Consider the following 18,022-nt stretch of genomic DNA (forward strand, 5'->3'; position numbering starts at 1 on the left):
GGGTTCGTCCCGGCTTAGCTCTCTTTTCTATGACTTCATTATGATCTAACACGATAAGCTAAACGTTATACGTGCAGGACATGTTTTTCATCCGATAATCCCAGCGCCTTGGCTGTTGAAGAATGAACCTCTTTGAGGAGATCCAAGTTCTCCACAAGGGATATGCCGTAAGAAGGAATCATTTCCTTGATCTTTGGCTCCCATGCCTCCATATGCTGCGGGAAGCACCGCTGAAGAATCTCAAGCATGACCTGAACTGCGGTGGATGCACCTGGTGATGCACCTAGCAGAGCCGCAATCGTTCCATCTGCAGACGTGACCACTTCCGTACCAAATTGCAACGTTCCCTTGCCACCCTGGACGGTATCCTTGATCACCTGCACACGCTGCCCCGCCAGAACCATATCCCAATCCTCGCTCTTCGCACCCGGAACAAAGTCACGCAATTCAGCCATGCGTTGTTCTTTAGATAACATCAGTTGTTGGATCAGATATTTGGTCAAAGAGATTTCTTTGACACCTGCTGCGAGCATCGTAAGCAGATTATGCATCTTAACCGACGTAATTAAGTCGGCATTGGAACCCGTCTTCAGGAACTTCGGTGAGAACCCGGCAAACGGCCCGAATAGCAGCGACTTCTTATTGTCGATAAATCGGGTATCCAGATGTGGAACCGACATCGGCGGAGCTCCTACTGAAGCCTTGCCATATACTTTGGCGTGATGCTGTTCCACGACTTTTGGATTTTTGCACACCATAAAGATCCCACTGACCGGGAATCCGCCGATATGTTTACCTTCCGGAATGCCCGTCTTCTGGAGCAAATGCAGACTTCCGCCGCCCGCGCCAATAAAGACGAATTTGGCCTTATGGCGTTCGACTGCACCGCTCTTCAGGTTTTTCACGGATAATTCCCATTGTCCATCGCTGGTGCGTTTCATATTCTTCACGCTATGTTGGTAGTGGATGCCCACGTGTTGTTCCTTCAAATGTTGGATCAGCATACGCGTTAAAGCACCAAAGTTAACGTCCGTACCGGAGTCAATTTTGGTCGCTGCAACAGGTTCATTACTGGTACGATCTTTCATCATCAGCGGCATCCATTTCGCCAGCTCTTTCTTGTCATCCGAGAATTCCATGCCTGCGAACAACGGGTGATTCGACAAGGAGTCATAACGTCTTTTCAAAAACTGGACATTGCTCTCTCCATGTACATAACTCAAATGAGGAATCGGCATAATGAAGTCCCGCGGATTACGAATCAGACGGCTATTGACGAGATAGGACCAAAATTGCTTTGAGATCTGAAATTGTTCATTCACTTTAATCGCTTTGCTAATATCTACGGTTCCGTCTGGTCGTTCAACGGTATAGTTAAGTTCGCACAATGCAGCATGCCCGGTTCCGGCATTATTCCATTCGTTGGAGCTTTCCTCTCCTGCAGTGGCTAGCTTTTCGAAAACCTTAATATTCCAGTCTGGTGCCAATTCTTTTAGCAAAGTTCCCAAAGTTGCACTCATAATTCCGGCACCAATCAAGATAACATCTGTACTCGTTTGTCCCTGGCTCATGTCTACCGTCCTTATATCCTATATTTGCCAAAAGGATGTAAGCGTTATCGATTTGGCATTTGCAGCAAGCCCATTCTTGAACGGGATCGCACCTTCTCTGAATGATTATAACCTTGATCTAGTGTATCAATAATATAGAGCAATTTAAATATGCAATTTCAAGATATTTGCTATTCCATCAGTATACGCTAGTTTACATCGGAACGTTAGCCCGGTTATAGGCCTGAAAGATATATTTGTTCAAAACAAAGAAAGGAACCCGGTTTTAGGGGGACTTGGGTGATCAAATGGATGCGCCAAAAGCCGCTTTCGAATCTCTTCGTAAGGCGGCTTCATATATAAATCAACGATTACCACCCCCGGCGTTTCCGGGAGTACTCAGAAAATAGAAATCAGTTCCTTTGTATACGGATGGCGTTCTTCAGCGAACAACGCATCCGCGCCAAAGCGATCAACGATCTGACCTTCCCGCATGACGATGATGCGCTGGCTCATGCGATGTACCGCAGCCAGATCATGCGAGATGAACACGTATGAAAGACCCAGCGATGTTCGCAGATCGGTGAGCAACTGCAAAACTGCACCTTGTGAGATCACGTCCAGGCTGGCCGTCGGTTCATCCAGAACGACAACGTCCGGCTCAATACCAATGGCGCGCGCGATCGTGACCCGTTGACGCTGTCCACCACTTAGCTCATGGGGGTACCGTCCAGCCAAATCGCTTGGAAGCTCAACCGCTTCAAGCAGCTTTTGGACGTATGCATCCTTCGATGTGTAGGTAAAGTGGGACAGCTCGGCGTTCCGTCCAAGTTGTTCGTACGGATCGATTAGCGAATCGGCAATCTTGAGCTTCGGATTGAGTGCAGCCATCGGGTTCTGGAAAACAATCTGAATCTTCCGGCGATGAGGCCGCAACCGTCGGCCGCTCAGCCGTGCAATATCCTGTCCACCCAATGTAATCGAACCCTTATCTGCATCTTCAATCCGTAGCAGACAGCGGGCGAGCGTACTCTTGCCGCAGCCGCTCTCACCAACCAGGCCAAGGCATTCACCGTGGTTCAGGGTGAAGGAAATATCATTCACAGCCGGTCGGTCTGCACCTGCATACGTTCGGCTGAGATGTTCCACGTGAAGCACGGGATTGCCGGGAGTGCTGGAGGATGAAGCAGTTTCTGCAACGTTAGTTTCTATATCAGCATCTGTATCTCTATCCGTAGTATCTGTAGCCACAGTATCTATGACTGTATTTTCTGTGTCTGCATGGTTTACGCCTTTAGCAAAGTCGTGACTTCGCACAACAGATCCTTCTTCGGACTGCATGAGTCCACGGCGTTCATCTTTCTCCGTTGTCTTCATTCGGTTCCTGCCTCCTTCAATCCCGACTTCAGCGATCGGCTCAGGACGGGAGCCGCATCAATCAACTGGCGCGTATATTCATGCTGAGGATGATCGAGAATGCGATGTTTCCCGCCAGATTCGACGATTTGCCCTTCCTTCATCACAGCCAAGCGGTTGGCATAGCGACGTACATGGCGCCAGTCGTGTGTGATAAACAGAATGGCACATCCCGTCTCCGCTTGTTTGCGTGCCAGCAGTTCCAACACGCGATGCCCAGACACACTGTCCAGTGCCGTTGTCGCTTCGTCAGCGATCAGCAGACGAGGTGAGAGCATCAGTGACGTAGCAATTGAAGCCCGCTGAAGCTGTCCACCGCTCAATTGGAACGGATAGCGGCGCAGCAATTCAGCGCCAAGGCCAACCGATTCCAGCGCTTCCTCCGCTCGTTTCTTGCGGATGGCAGAAGACTTTTCCCCATGAACCTTCTGGTATTCATCAAAGTGCCCACCAATGCTGCGAAAGGGCGTAAACGCTCCCTGATAATCTTGAAAAATATATGAGATGCGGCTTCCCCGCAGAGCGCGCATCTCCTTTGGCTTCCGTTCGAGCAGGTTGCTGCCTTCGAACATGACTCGCCCCGATGCATGCAGATTGGGCGGCAGCAGACGGCCAATCGCTTGCGAGAGCAAACTTTTGCCACTACCGCTCTGTCCGACCAATGCCATGAATTCACCTTCGCGAACAGCCAGAGAGACTTGATCTACAATCGTGCGATCCCGACTGGAGATGCTCAGTTCCTCAATGGAGAGAATCATGGCTGCACCTCCTTCTTCACGTCAAACCGGTCTCTTAGATAGTCGCCCAGCATGTTGGCAAGCAATACTACAGATACAATGGCGAGACCAGGATAGATCATCAGCTCCGGCCGAGACTGGAAGTAAGGCCGTGAGTCGTTCAGCATCGCACCCCATTCAGGTGTTGGCGGCTGTGCGCCAAGGCCGATGTAGGACAACGAAGAGATGAGCAGAATGATTTTGCCCAGATCAAGACTGGCCAGCACGAGCACATGGCCTGCGATATGTGGAAGCAGATGTTTTCTCATGATACGACCGTCCGAAAGTCCGTTGGTCCGGGCGATGCGAATGTAATCCTTTTGGGACTCCGATAAAACTGTACTCCGAACGAGACGGGCGTAGCTCACCCACTTTACGATTACGATCGCCAATACCAGATTACCGATTCCCGCGCCAAGCAGGCCACTGAGCACAATCGCCACGATAGTATCAGGAAAAGCTAGAAAAGCATCAGCGATCCGCATGAACAGCTTATCGACCCAGCCACGTTTGTAACCCGCGATCAAGCCAAACGGAATGCCGATCAGCAATGCAGCACCGAGTGCCAGCAAGCTATACCCCAGTGTTTGGCCGCCGCCAAGCAACAGACGTGTCAGTACATCGCGGCCCAGGTGGTCGGTACCGAACGGATGGAGAGCACTTGCGCCCTGCAATCGTCCGCGCAGATCGGTTAAGGTATGATCATGCTTCAGAACTAAAAAGGCATACAAGGAGGCCGCGATGACCAGTAGTGCAAACAGCAGACCAATGATCGCCTGCCAGCTATGTTTTTTAGATTTTGTAGGCGAAATGGGCAGGGAAGTGGTTTTCATCGGTGGGCCTCCTTTTCTTTCAGTTTCATTTCAGGATTCAAATAACGGTACGACAGATCAACCGCCGTATTCACGAGGAAAACCACGATAGCCATGATCAGGATGTAACCTTGGATCAGTGGATAATCACGCTGGCGGATGGCGTCAACGACAAGCTTGCCAATACCCGGATAAGCGAACAACACTTCAATCACGACAACTCCGCCAATCAGGCTACCGAGACTGACGCCGAATACTGTAATGACAGGCGGCAGACTGTGCCGGAAGGCGTGAAGCATGAAGATCCGGCCTTCGGATAACCCTCTTGCCCTGGCGGACCGAACGAACTCCTGACTTAGTGAATCTAGCAGGCTGGAACGCAAAAGACGCACATAAACGCTGGAGATGGCAAGTCCCAGCGTCAGAGATGGCAGAATAAGTGATGTGAATCCATCCCGGCCCATGGTTGGCAGATTACCGAAGCGTACGCCGAACATGTCGATCAGGATCAGACCCAGCCAGAAGCTCGGCACCGCCGCACCCACAATGGAGAGCATGCGGCTGCCCCTGTCAATCCAACTGCCGCGATGGAGTGCTGACAGCGAGCCGAGCGGGATCGCTATGACGAGCATGACCAGTAGAGCGCCTATCGTCAGTTCAGCCGTAGCAGGCAGCGCACGCATCAAGGTCTGCATGACGGGCTGGCCTGTCGAATACGATACACCGAAGTCGAGCCGAACAAAATCGAGCAACCAGTTACCAAACTGGACAGGAAGCGAATCGTTGAAGCCCATTTCCTCGCGTACAGCTTCGACCTGCTCCTGACTAACGGACAGTTCGTCCACATTCAGGATCGTCAGCACGGGATCACCGGGAGCCAGACGAATGAACAGGAAACTCACAAACATAATGAACAACAGAAAGATAAATACCTCAAGGAACTTTCGAAGCAAAATGCGAAACATTACATCACATCCAGCTTATTGGTAATCATGTAATATTCACTGCGAGTGGTAACCCAGTTCTTGATCTTTTTACCGTTGTAGGCAACGATCGTACCTGGATGCAGCACGAATGAATTCAGCACGTTGTCATGCACATAGTTGGCTGCCTTCTCGGCTAGCTCTGCGCGCTTCTCTGGTGCAACTGTGAGATTCAATTCGTCGATGATCTTGGTTAGCTCCGGATCTTCCGATCCGCTGAAGTTAAGAGCACCTTTCGGATGGTACGTCGCATTCAGGTAATATCCTGCATCCCCACGCGGAGCTGTCAAATTACTGTAGGTCGCAATATCCCAGTCGCGGTTGGATGCCATATAGTCTTCCGGCGTGTCAATCTGGCGAATCTGCACGTCGATACCGATCTTCTTCGCATCAGATTGGAATACTTGAGCAATCAGTGGCAGATCAGCACGGGCTGAATATGTCAGCAGCGTCAGCTGCAATGGTTTTCCATCCTTGGTCATCACGCCGTTTTGCTGCGTGTACCCTGCTTCGCCAAGATATTTTACAGCGACATCAGCTCCGTATTCGGTTGCTGTATCCGTATAGGTTGGTGCGAATGGCAGTGATGGCAGGAACGGTCCGATAGCAGCTTCACCGTAGCCGAGCAGGATCGTGTCCACGATACCCTGACGATCAATCAGCACGTCCAGCGCACGACGGACATTGAGGTCCTTCATACTCTCCCGCTGCATGTTCATCGTTAGCTGATGCACGCGGAATGTCGATGTGGACTCAACCTTCATGCCGTCCATCGCTTTGAGCGATTCGAGGCTTTCGACTTCTGGACGGTATACGATATCTACCTGCCCAGATTTGAGCGCTAGTGTGCGGGCATTGGCATCTTCATTGAATGAGAACGTGATGGAATCTAGAGGCGATGCTCCGTCCCAGTATTCATCATAGCGATCTAGTTGTAGCTTGCTGCCTGGGGTAAAAGAGGTCAGTTTGAACGGGCCCGTACCAATGGGCTTGTTCACAATGTCCGGCTCACTCACGTCGATAATCGCCGTGTTGGGGTTCACCAGTTCCGAAGCGAACTCCGGGAACGGCTGAGTTGTAGTGATCTCCAATTTGTCGCCCTCGGCTTCAATCGTATCAATCTTCAGCGCGTTCTGGATGGCTACATTCTCTTCCAGTGCCCGCTCAAGGGATGCCTTAACGGATTCACCCGTCATTGGCTTGCCGTTCTGGAAGGTCACATCATCTCGCAGGTCGATCGTCCAATGCTGTCCGTCTTCGCTCTCCCAGCTCTCGGCGAGCCATGGAGCAACCGTCAGATTCTCTTCATCGAGACGAACCAGCGTTTCTGTAATGCCCGCGCGCAGCGGCACATAGCTGGAATCCACATGTGGATCTAGCGAACTCGTGGAGAAGTTATATAGGAAGTGAACATTTTTATTATCAGTGGATGGTTGCGCAGCGGGACTGGACTCAGATGATCCGCAGGCGCTCAACAGTCCAGCGCTCAAGGCCAAGGAGACCAGCGCTAGCAGTGGCGTCTTTTTATTCAAGGTAATGCCCCTCTCTCTTAATCGTAATCATTATGATCTAAACAATGAGTATTATCATATCGTAATGATTACGTTTTGACAAGAGTTATATTGGTGTTAGAACGAGAAAAAATCCGACTCTCGGATGAGAGCGGATTCTTCATGTTTTTTGTTACATATGAGGGCTTATCTTGTTAACGATTTGCTTTCTAGCTCAATATTGTTTAGAAAGGCTCTACTGCAGTATACTTCGGCACTCTTCTTTTATATTCATCTACCTCTTCAAATGAAATCATACTTAAGCGTTCAGGTACTTTCGTTCGAGAAATGTGGACTCCTTGAAGACAAGAATTACACCATATATCTAAAAAACCTACTCTTGAACGTGTATCTCCCACATACTGATAATTAACTTTAGTCTCTTGGCAGTTAGGACATTTAATAGTAGATATATTTGGGTGGCTCTCAATGATCTCTGTGTTTACCTTGATCCAATCTTTAAATTTAGAGTTCGTCATAGTTATCTTTCCCTTCGCTGATAATACTCCCACCAAGAGCTCTCTGAGCCATAGGCTCCTTTCTCATACTCAAGCAATGTTTCGGGATCTTGAGGCTTACCAAAGACCTTAGTCTGATATATGTGAATCCTCTCATGCCCTAGGGTCTTAACTAGATTCTCTTTACTGCTAAATGCATCCGGATAGAGAACTATCCTGTTACCTTTCGGATCAGCCCATCCATATAAATCCTTCCCTACTAGTTCAGCATCCCGGACTATTTCTATCTTTACCCCTTTGAGTCCTATTCCTGCATCCCCCGCTACCTTATCAACATATCTTAATTGCATAGGCTCAGATAATTCCTTAAAGGCTCCCGTATTTGAAGTTCTACGATATAAGTCATTGCCACTCTTATTGCTTATATCTGCCTTTTGTTCAGCCTTCTTTATATTATTCTGAATCTTAGATGTCAAACCAGATGACGACGTTTTAAATAATCCTGAACGTCCCGGCATGCTCCCACGAACCATCTGAATCGCCATGAATATCTGACTAAACTTCAGAGAGGTCACCATCATCTGAGCATACTTATCTGATACAGGCTCTCCCGTCGTAGGATGGATGCCCATCTCAAACGCCTTGATCTGTAATGCAAAAATATCTTCCCCAGGCGGTTCAACGTTCACAGATTGCATACGATTCAAGTCCAGATGTCCCTGATCCCTCTCATAAGCCTGAAGGGCAGCCTGATCCGTAACACCTTTCTCATTCACAGGCATCATTTTACCAAGCATCGCGTTATACGCCATCCGATAGCCCTTGTCACCCGAACTTGAACCACCTGTTGATTTGGTCATCATAGCTGCGGCACCGACTGCTCCAAATGCACCACCCAGACTTCCCTTCTGAGCATCTGCATCTTGGAATCGCGTGGCGATATCCTTCAATTCCTTCGATGTATTGACCATACTCTCCAACGCTTTATCCAGTATAGGTCGTGACTGCTCGAACTCATAGTAAAATCGCTCCTGCGTCGCGCCCATCCACATCATCTGAACGAACATGATCTGTCTCGTCAGATCACTTCGTATACTCTCCAACTGTTGTCTGGCCTGATCCACCTGATTTGATACGTGATGTAGTTGTTCAGGGGTAACTTTGATTGTACTCATACGTTTCTCCGCTCATTCGAAATAGGATTATCCTATGTTAGCAGAAGTGTGATATGTAAACTATCCGGCTAACATCCTGATTTCACCATGATAAAAACACAAGCTGTGCTCCTCATCGGTGCTATGGTCCTATATGCATATACCCACTTCAAGGCATATCCTACCAGTTTCAGTAAATACCCTTCCTACTTCATCCCCTCCAACATCTCCCGATACCGCCCAATCTGCTCCTCTGTCGCCTCTTCCCGCAATGATTCCAACAATGCTGTGCACCTTATAAAATACCGATCCATCCCAAGCTTACCCGCTAACCTGATCGCCTGCAAAATGAACTCCACGGCCTCCTGTTGTCTTCCCATCCACTGTTCATACAAAGCCCGCTGATAACAGTAATGGTACATATCATCGTTGTTTGAAGAATCCATTTCTCTGCCAACACCCTGTATCTGATCCTTGAACACATATAAAACTCGATCAATCTGCCACCTATGCTGCACTGCTGCCTCTGTAATCACTTTCAGACCTGCCAAACCTTCCTTCGGATGCTCAAGCAAAAAGTCCACAAACTCCTCTAGCAGTTCCACCTGCCCGGCTTCAATCTCAAGAGCATACCGATTCACCTGTGCCTTATGCCTGAACTCCTGCACCACCTGAATACCTACCTCATCCAGATCCTCCATCCATCCCAGATCTGCATATTGATCGATAGATGCTCGCGCCCGATCTACCTGTCCCATCTTCTGGTGAGCCATCCCCCGCATTAAGTGACTGAACCCGTAATAGTAGACCAAGGGCTGCTCGATGTGTACATGTGGTGCGGGCACTCCCTTTGACCGATACTCCTGCCGCTCTTCATGGATCGACTGCACACATTGATATAACATGTCCGCCCTCTCCATCACCTTGTTCCAATTTTCAAAAGCCACAGCCATGTCCAACATTTCAACAATGATGTCCGGTTTGAGTGATTTTAGGATAGATTTACGCAAAGATAATCCTCCTTAATTATCCATTTTATTATAATTGTATAGATAAACCAAAAGAAGATCAATATAAATTGTACTTATAAGTACTGTTTAATAATTATTTCCTTTGCACATATTAGTCTGTAAGGATTCTATAACCTCTTCTAACCTTAAGTGGAGGTGATCAAATGAGTTTACCAGAGGACGTAGGAAATCGAATACGTGAGTTAAGGAAAGCCAAAGGCTGGACTCAGGAACAACTGGCGGAAGCAGCAGGTCTTCATTACAGCTATATTGGTGGTGTTGAACGGGGAGATCGTAACATTTCTTTGGAGACTCTTGAGAAAATAATGAATGGATTGCAGGTCACTGCTGAAGAAATCTTTAAATTCAAAGAAGACTCCGAGTATAAAAGAGCCTTGGACGAACATATAACTTTGATAAGCGGTAAAAGTACAGATACAATCGTATCATTGACCAAAATTAGCAAAGAAGTTTTAAATGCTATCGAAAAATCACATAAAAATTCCGATTAAATATATCTGTATCAACATCATTCTTTAATACCAAAAAAGAGTGGAGTACGTCTCCACTCTTCTCTTATTTCTCTTTTCAAATAACTTCCCGCTCAAACTCCGCAAACTCCACTCTGTTCCGCCCATTCTGCTTCGCCTGATACAGTGCCTTATCCACCGCAGCGAACAGTTGAGTCAAATACCCCTCCGGATTGTCCGGTACATGCACAACTTCAAAGTCCTCAAAGGACAGAATACCAATACTGATCGTAATCGACACCTGCATAATCTCGTGATCCACCCTAATGCGGTTGGACTCCACAGCTGTTCTTACGCGCTCCGCGATTTGGTTCGCCAAGTCATGCTCCGTATGCGGAAGGTAGATCATGAACTCTTCTCCGCCATAGCGCGTCAGGATATCGGTACTGCGAATGGATTGTTTGACCGCCTCCGCCGTACGAACAAGCACCTCATCCCCAATGACATGCCCATAGCGATCATTGATCGCTTTGAAGTAGTCGATATCGAGCAACAGGAGTGAAAATGGTGTTTTGTATTGAATATTGGTAATGACCTCATGATTCAGGTGTTGGGTCAGATAACGACGGTTGTAACAGTTGGTTAAACTGTCCGTCAGAGCCAGTTCCTCCAGTTTGCGATTGGCCTCGGATAACTCCTGACGGATCAAGTCTAGTGCCTGATTTCGCTCATGTAGCATTACGTTCTGGCGATTCATCTCTTTCACATAGAAGCGCTCCTGCGAGACATCCTGGAACGTAAGGATATGACCAATCGGCACAAGAGCCGAATCCACAATCGGAGACGATTGCAGGATATAGTGCCGGATATTGTTGTCCCGCTCCACGATCACTTCAATGTGGGAGAGGGTATTTTCTTTTTTCTTATAATGATTCACGAACTCCCTACAGCTGCCCACAACATGAACAGACTCCAGAAAGGCTTCCATATCAAAAGAATCCCCCACATGCAGATCCATAAAGGATCTTGAGGCTTTGTTCGCTTCAACAATGACTTCATTCTCATCCAGTACCAGGATTCCATATGGAATGGTATTGATTACGTCCTCATGGGCGATGGAGACCAGATCGAACACATTGTATCTTTTGATTACATAAACAAAGAACAGGTCCGACAGAAAGATCCCCAGCGAAGTCATGCCAGGAATGATCGGCAACCAGCGGGCTAGAACAACATTCAGAATCGCATCAATCGTTGCAAACACAGCCAAGACCAAGATACCCCATAGGGTGATCCGCACCTGTTTTTTGATCATGGCAGACGTCTGCGAAGAATACACCGCCCGGAACAGAACGACGAGAGACGTCAAGAAATAACTCACCAGAATAACCATCACAACCCAGAACCAAGGGCCGTAAGCCCGCTCGATATACCCGCCCTCCAGCGGAATGACGAACTCATTCCATGGATTTGCGACTACACCTATAGCCCCGATCACCGCTGGGACAAATAGCAAGAAGGTTCCTTTTGCACTCAAACGCTCTGAATAGCCGGTAATAAAGATCGTCAGTAGAAGCCATCCGCTCCCAAGCAGGGAGACCGCGACGAATGATAACGTAACGTAGAACAATTGCAGACCGGAATCATCCGTGAGCGTACTAGCAAATTGACAGAAAGGCCAGAGCATCATCAACCCGTGAAACAAAAAGTACACCTTATGTAAGTTCGTAATTCTAACCGTAGCAAACACATATACACCTACACCAAACAATAGGACAAATAAAAAGAGATCATACCATACTAATGGGTTCACGAATCTTCTCCTTCTTAGATGCTACAATGACAACGTGGTTGTTCATGATTCTATGTGACATTTATTTAAAACTTCAATAAACACTTATATTCTATACTGCTATGCCAATATTATTGGTTAATTTAACCATATCTTATCACACCACCAAAAGGGTGAGTAGCCCATACACTGGAAGTCCGACCAACCTCTGATCGAAATCCTGATCTATTTTGCGTTTTTGTGAAGGAATCTGACTGTTCCATAAAAAAAACCGCCCATATTCAACTGAGCGGCCAGCCAGCAATCTGTTTGATTCAAATGACCCCTTATGATCAGGAACATCTACTCTTCTCGTATGTTGGCTATGACTTGCTCATGATCAGGCAACGTTTCGCCTTCAGCGACCTGCTCCTCAACGATTAACAGCTCCGATTGCAGCTTATAACATGCCTCTTTTCTGAGATATGCTTCATGACTCATTCCGACCAGATCAGCTTCATATTTAGGGGAATCAAAGGGTTCGTTGTCCGAGAATAAGTCTGGATTGTCCGTCAGCAACTCCGTAATTACCTCTGACGTCTTAGCCGCATCACACACTCTAACGACAGCATCCCCAAGTTGTCCTTTACGCATCGCACCTTCGCGAACCAATACCTCGTCTACTTTCCAGAAATGCTCCGACCATGGCAACCCACAATGTCTGCGGGATGGTACTGAAATTTGGCTTCCATCCGGTAAAACCGTATAAAGCATCTCATGCTCGTCCGTCATTCTGCCAGGGATGTCCACCCACTCTTCGACCCCGTGGATAAATGTATTCCGCTTCAAGTCAACGCCTACTAACAAGATCGTCGCTTTTCGATCTAACAGTTTCCCCCATGCTGAACCTCTCGCGCACGGTGTATCGAAGAGATGATCGTCCTTCGTAAACGCCTCTGCGTCCCGTCCCAGTGCCGCTACCGAGTGCGTCGGGTGCCACGAACGAACTACGCCCGGACGTTTACGAAATAGTTCAGGAAGAATACCCACACAACAGGAAGAAGTTTCCACGTGGAACACTGGGTTATCTGCATTAATGGTAGACCATGTATGCGTGGGAAGCACCAACAATCCGTCTTTCATATAGTCGCTAAAGGCAATCAACACCGTGTCTGCTCCACCTTCAACCTCGCCTATACTTTTCATTGAAGAGTGAATGAGCACTGTCCCTTGCCTATCCACACCAAGCTGTTCTAGTTGCTGTATCAAGCTTTCTTTTGTGTACATGTCCTTCCTCCTTCATTTCTTATCCTTTCGATGAAAAAGCAAATCCTTGCTCAGCTTCACATCATGCTTCTCAGCATAACAAACAAATGGCCGAGGGTTAACCCCCGGCCACAGAGAAAGAATTTGTATGAGTTCAGGCAGTAGCTGCCAATCCACTTTTACTTAATAATAACGTACTCCAGATTCACCAGCTTAGCATACGTTACGATCTGGTCTGTTGTCAGGTTCAAAGATACAACTGTATGGTGACCACCACCATTTTCGATCCACGCTTTCACTCCATCTTGGAAGTTCGGCTTCACGCTCCACAGAACACGTGCTACCGGCAGGTTAGGTGCTGGAACGGTTGGTTCAAATGCGGATACTTCATTGATCAACAGTTTGTAATGTGTACCGAAGTCTGCCATGGATACCACGACACCTTCGCCTGCTTTGCCATCGAATACAAGACGCGCCGGATCTTCACGATCGCCAATACCCAGTGGGGACACGATGATTCTTGGTTTCGTGCTAGCCAGTGTAGGATCTACTTCAAGCATGTGGGATTGCAGGATTGCTTCCTGTCCAGCAGCCATCTCGTAGGTGTAATCTTCCATGAAGCCCGTGTTTTCGTTATGGGCCATGATTTTCAGCAAGCGATCCAGCGCAGCTGTTTTCCAGTCACCCTCACCGGCAAATCCGTACCCTTGAGCCATCAGGCGTTGTACAGCCAGACCCGGAAGTTGTTTCATGCCATGCAGATCTTCGAAGTTTGTAGTGAAGGCACTGTAACCACCTTCGTCCAGGAAACGTTTGATCGCAATTTCATAACTCGCTTGCACACGTACACTGGCTTCCCAAGCTTCCTTGCTGTTCGTGCCATAATCGAATTCGTAGAGGTCTCCATACTGAGCGATCAGATCATCGATTTCCTGCTCTGTTACAGCGTTCACGTATTGCACGAGGTCGCCAATGCCGAAGTAATCAACCGTCCATCCGAATTGGATCTGTGCTTCCACTTTATCACCTTCGGTTACGCCCACGTTACGCATGTTATCACCGAAGCGAGCTACTTTGATGTTAAAGCTTTCATTATAAGCTACCGCTACGTCCATCCAGTCAGCAACCTGTTGTTGCACTTCTGGGCGCTCCCAGTAGCCAACAACGATTTTATTTTGTTTTCTCAGACGGGCATTGATGAAACCATATTCGCGGTCACCGTGAGCGGCTTGGTTCAGGTTCATGAAGTCCATATCAATGGTTGCCCATGGAATGCTTTCGTTAAATTGAGTCGCCAAGTGCAGCAAAGGTTTTTGCAGCAATTTTGTACCACGAATCCACATTTTCGCCGGGGAGAAGGTATGCATCCATGTGATGACACCTGCTACTTCGTCGCGATAATTGACTTCTTTCATGATGCTCGTGATTTTATCTGCGGTTACCGCCAGATCCTGCAATACGAGTGGGTACGGCAGTACGCCGCTTGCATTAAGGGCATCCGTGATTTTCTGTGCGTTGGCTTTTACTTCACCCAGTGCTTCTTCTCCGTACAAGTGCTGTGAACCGACGACAAACCAGAATTCTTTTGCTGCTGACATATAATCATCCTCATTTCATTATTTTATAGTTGAACCAATGGGTTTACACTAGAACACTGCGATTGCAGTACCATCTTCCGATCGCTGGTTATCCCCGGATTTTTTGATTCCCTTTTTGCAAAGGGAAAATACTGTGATAAACGCAAGCGCTTCGCTTCTTCAGATTGGTTCTGCACTCTACGTTATCGTGTAAAAAGTATAGTTGAACAAGTCATTCCCACACTAAACCACTTGGAAGCCAGAACATGCTTCCAGTCACTGTTATAACCTAATCACTTTTGTCCGTAATACGCGTCTTTTCCGTGTTTTCGCAGATAGTGTTTATCCAAAATGCCTTGTGGTAGTTCCTTCGCGAAGTTATTTAATTGCCGCGCGTACAGGTTCATTTTGCACACTTCCTCCAGCACGACACTGTTCACCACCGCAGACTTGGCATCTTTCCCCCACGTAAACGGCGCGTGACCATGGAGCAACACTGCCGGAACTGCCATAACATCAATCCCACGCTGTTCAAACGTTTCAATAATGACGCGTCCTGTCTCCGCTTCGTATCCACGATCAACCTCGTCCTGATTCAGGAAGCGCGCACAAGGCACCGCCCCATAGAACGTGTCTGCATGCGTGGTACCCATCACAGGTACGTCCAGTCCGGCTTGTGCCCAGATGGTCGCCCATGTGGAGTGTGTGTGCACGATGCCGCCAATCTCCGAGTAATGCTTATATAGTACGGCATGTGTTGCGGTGTCCGAGGAAGGTCTCATCTCACCCTCCACCACGTTACCGTCCAGATCAACCACAACCATATCGCTTGCTTTCATTACATCGTAGCTAACGCCACTTGGTTTGATCACGAACAGACCGCTTTCCCGATCGATTGCACTGACGTTACCCCATGTGAATTTCACAAGTCCATGCTTTGGCAGTTCCAGATTCGCCTGGAATACCTCTTCCTTCAGTTGTTCTAACATGTTATTCCCTCCCGTTCTCTAATAGTGCGTGTTCAAAAAGTCGGTTTTCAGTACCGAGAAGATGGGATGAAGCTAGAAATGGAGTAGCGGAGCGTAGATAGAGCTACGTGAGCAACCGCAATGTTTCCGAAGGAAACATACTTCGTAAGCCCCTACTTATTTCGGCTGAATTCCATATTCGATGTTGATGATGCCACTAGGCATCCTTCGTAATCAAAAGCGGTCTTTTTGAACATCCTCTACCAGATGATCTACAGCTGATTGCTCAATTGTGAGTCCACTCCGATAGCGTTCGATAAATGCTTCAAATCCTTTCACATCCGATGCATCCGGCGCCACTTCGACTCCCTCAACATCGTTAAAGACTTTCTGCTCTAGGAACACATCCAGGCTCTCCTCTTCATCCTTGTTGATCATGTACGAAGCCAGAAGTGCCATGCCCCATGCCCCGCCTTCACCAGCGGTAGACATCACCGCTACCGGTACGTTCATCGCAGCGGCTACAATCCGTTGTCCGACGACAGGGGTTTTGAACAGGCCACCGTGAGCCAGAATGCTATCAATGGCTACATTCTCTTCCTCCGTCAAAATGTCCATACCCAGCTTGAGTGCACCGAAGGCACTGAACAGATGTGTCCGCATGAAGTTTGCCAGATTGAAGTTACTTTCCGGGGAGCGGACGAACAATGGACGGCCTTTCTCAAGTCCCGTAATGTTCTCACCTGAGTAGTAACCGTAGCTGAGCAAGCCGCCACCATCTGGGTCTGCCTCCAAAGCCTTGTTAAACAACACGCTAAACAACTTGGCGTTATCCACTTCATATCCCATTGCTTGAGAGAATTCACGGAACAGTCCAACCCATGCGTTGATATCACTGGAACAGTTGTTGGCATGCACCATCCCTACTGGACTGCCATCCGGCGTGGTGACCATATCGATCTCGGGATACACTTTGGACAATTCCTTCTCCAGTACGATCATCGCAAATACGGATGTGCCAACGGAGATGTTGCCCGTACGTTTTTTCACGCTATTTGTTGCCACCATACCCGTTCCGGCATCGCCTTCTGGAGGGCAGAGCGGAATGCCTGCTTGCAGATCTTGCGAAGGGTCGAGCAACTTGGCTCCCGCTTCCGTTAGCTCACCTGCATTCTCACCCGCGAGATATACCTTGGGTAGAAGGTCCTCGACCTTCCACGGATAACCTTTGCCTGCGATCTGTTCATCGAACTGTTGGATCATGGATGGGTGATAATTATGTGTAGACTCGTCAATTGGGAAAATACCTGAAGCATCGCCGATCCCAATCGCCTTATTGCCCGTCAGCAACCAGTGGATGTATCCAGCCAAAGTTGTCAGGTGATCGATCTGTGGCACATGCACCTCTTCGTTCAAAATCGCTTGATACAAGTGGGCAATGCTCCAGCGTTCCGGAATATTGAATTGCAGAAGTTCCGTTAGCTCTCTTGCAGCTGCTCCCGTCGTAGCGTTACGCCACGTGCGGAACGGTACCAGCAGTTCACCCGCGCTATCCAACGCGATATATCCGTGCATCATGGCCGAGAATCCGATAGACCCGACCGTGCGCAGCGTGATTCCGTATTTCTGTTCCACATCTTGCTTCATCTCACGATAAGCCGTTTGCAGACCTGTGATGATATCCTCCTGGTTATACGTCCAATATCCATCTTTCAGGAGGTTCTCCCATTCATAACTGCCTGACGCGATGGTCTCAAAACACTCGTCAATCAACACCGCCTTAATCCGCGTTGATCCAAATTCGATTCCGAGCGAAGTAGCGCCCTTGGTAATGGCTTCTTTCAAGTCCAATTGACTCATAATCACGTGTATCCCCTCTCCGGTCGCGATTTCACATCCCTAAGGATGCATATATAAGGTGAAACTCTTACTTATGGCAGTAGCTAATAATGAATTTTGTATAAGAGGTGGTTCAAAAAGTCTGTGTTTTCAAAGAATGCGCTTTCCTTTTCTGACAGCCTTAGTATATTTTTTGTACGTACATTTGTCAATAATATATAATAGTTATACTTACAAAGGACACATAATGTACTCTATTTGACTATTCAGAGGTCTTATATGGCTATAAATCGGCTATGCTGTAAGGTACACCTCTATGTGAAAAGGCTGAATATGTACGGTTTATTTTGAAAAATGTTCGGTTTTATTTTCATCCCATCTGAATCATGCTAGAATATGTACGTACAACTATTTGAAAAACA

13 protein-coding genes and 1 pseudogene are annotated in these 18,022 nt (G+C 47.8%); 1 reads left to right on the top strand and 13 read right to left on the bottom strand.

Annotated elements, in window-relative coordinates; genetic code table 11:
- Positions 1-65: 65 nt before the first annotated feature.
- From MKY44_RS28435 to MKY44_RS28470, 8 genes are all read right to left on the bottom strand, one after another.
- The gene (locus MKY44_RS28435) at positions 66-1,571 is read right to left on the bottom strand and encodes a malate:quinone oxidoreductase (RefSeq protein ID WP_341009674.1); all 1,506 of its coding nucleotides are present in this window, start codon (positions 1,569-1,571) and stop codon (positions 66-68) included.
- A gap of 378 nt (positions 1,572-1,949) precedes the next feature.
- Positions 1,950-2,927 carry an ABC transporter ATP-binding protein gene (locus tag MKY44_RS28440; protein WP_341009676.1) on the bottom strand — a complete coding sequence of 326 codons (978 nt, stop codon included), beginning with the start codon at positions 2,925-2,927 and terminating at the stop codon, positions 1,950-1,952.
- Positions 2,924-3,724, bottom strand: a complete 801-nt coding sequence (locus MKY44_RS28445; protein WP_036671813.1) for an ABC transporter ATP-binding protein — start codon at positions 3,722-3,724, stop codon at positions 2,924-2,926. The genes MKY44_RS28440 and MKY44_RS28445 overlap by 4 nt, the downstream gene beginning before the upstream one ends.
- Entirely contained in the window at positions 3,721-4,575 is an 855-nt protein-coding gene (nikC, locus tag MKY44_RS28450; protein WP_341009677.1) for a nickel transporter permease, read from the bottom strand. Before nikC ends, MKY44_RS28445 begins: the two co-directional genes overlap by 4 nt.
- Positions 4,572-5,519, bottom strand: a complete 948-nt coding sequence (nikB, locus tag MKY44_RS28455; protein WP_062836581.1) for a nickel ABC transporter permease — start codon at positions 5,517-5,519, stop codon at positions 4,572-4,574. The genes nikC and nikB overlap by 4 nt, the downstream gene beginning before the upstream one ends.
- On the bottom strand, positions 5,519-7,069 hold the full coding sequence (gene nikA, locus MKY44_RS28460; RefSeq protein WP_341009679.1) for a nickel ABC transporter substrate-binding protein: 1,551 nt from the start codon (positions 7,067-7,069) through the stop codon (positions 5,519-5,521). Before nikA ends, nikB begins: the two co-directional genes overlap by 1 nt.
- 499 nt (positions 7,070-7,568) lie before the next feature.
- Positions 7,569-8,720 (bottom strand): WXG100 family type VII secretion target, encoded by a 1,152-nt coding sequence (locus MKY44_RS28465; protein ID WP_341009682.1) that lies wholly within the window; start codon positions 8,718-8,720, stop codon positions 7,569-7,571.
- A gap of 185 nt (positions 8,721-8,905) precedes the next feature.
- A complete protein-coding gene (locus MKY44_RS28470; RefSeq protein ID WP_341009684.1) occupies positions 8,906-9,709 on the bottom strand; it encodes a DNA-binding protein in 804 nt (267 codons plus the stop codon).
- Positions 9,710-9,873: 164 nt separating this feature from the next.
- Here MKY44_RS28470 and MKY44_RS28475 point away from each other — a divergent pair, with 164 nt between their 5' ends.
- The gene (locus tag MKY44_RS28475; RefSeq protein ID WP_215077144.1) at positions 9,874-10,221 is read left to right on the top strand and encodes a helix-turn-helix domain-containing protein; all 348 of its coding nucleotides are present in this window, start codon (positions 9,874-9,876) and stop codon (positions 10,219-10,221) included.
- A 76-nt stretch (positions 10,222-10,297) separates the two neighbouring features.
- Here MKY44_RS28475 and MKY44_RS28480 read toward each other — a convergent pair whose 3' ends face one another.
- The 5 genes and pseudogenes from MKY44_RS28480 to MKY44_RS28500 all read right to left on the bottom strand — a co-directional run bounded on the left by MKY44_RS28480 (position 10,298) and on the right by MKY44_RS28500 (position 17,621).
- Positions 10,298-11,992, bottom strand: coding sequence for a histidine kinase N-terminal 7TM domain-containing diguanylate cyclase (locus MKY44_RS28480; RefSeq protein ID WP_341009687.1), 1,695 nt, complete (start codon positions 11,990-11,992; stop codon positions 10,298-10,300).
- 489 nt (positions 11,993-12,481) lie between these two features.
- Positions 12,482-13,237: pseudogene (locus MKY44_RS28485) on the bottom strand (AAC(3) family N-acetyltransferase); the annotation flags it as partial.
- A gap of 158 nt (positions 13,238-13,395) precedes the next feature.
- Positions 13,396-14,814 (bottom strand): L-arabinose isomerase, encoded by a 1,419-nt coding sequence (araA, locus tag MKY44_RS28490; protein ID WP_215077147.1) that lies wholly within the window; start codon positions 14,812-14,814, stop codon positions 13,396-13,398.
- 272 nt (positions 14,815-15,086) lie between these two features.
- A complete protein-coding gene (locus tag MKY44_RS28495; RefSeq protein WP_047840995.1) occupies positions 15,087-15,782 on the bottom strand; it encodes an L-ribulose-5-phosphate 4-epimerase in 696 nt (231 codons plus the stop codon).
- Between the two features lie 213 nt (positions 15,783-15,995).
- A complete protein-coding gene (locus MKY44_RS28500; RefSeq protein WP_341009688.1) occupies positions 15,996-17,621 on the bottom strand; it encodes a xylulokinase in 1,626 nt (541 codons plus the stop codon).
- Positions 17,622-18,022 lie beyond the last annotated feature (401 nt).

This window comes from Paenibacillus sp. FSL R7-0026, from assembly GCF_038004485.1.
GTDB classification, from domain to species: Bacteria; Bacillota; Bacilli; order Paenibacillales; family Paenibacillaceae; genus Paenibacillus; species Paenibacillus xylanexedens_A.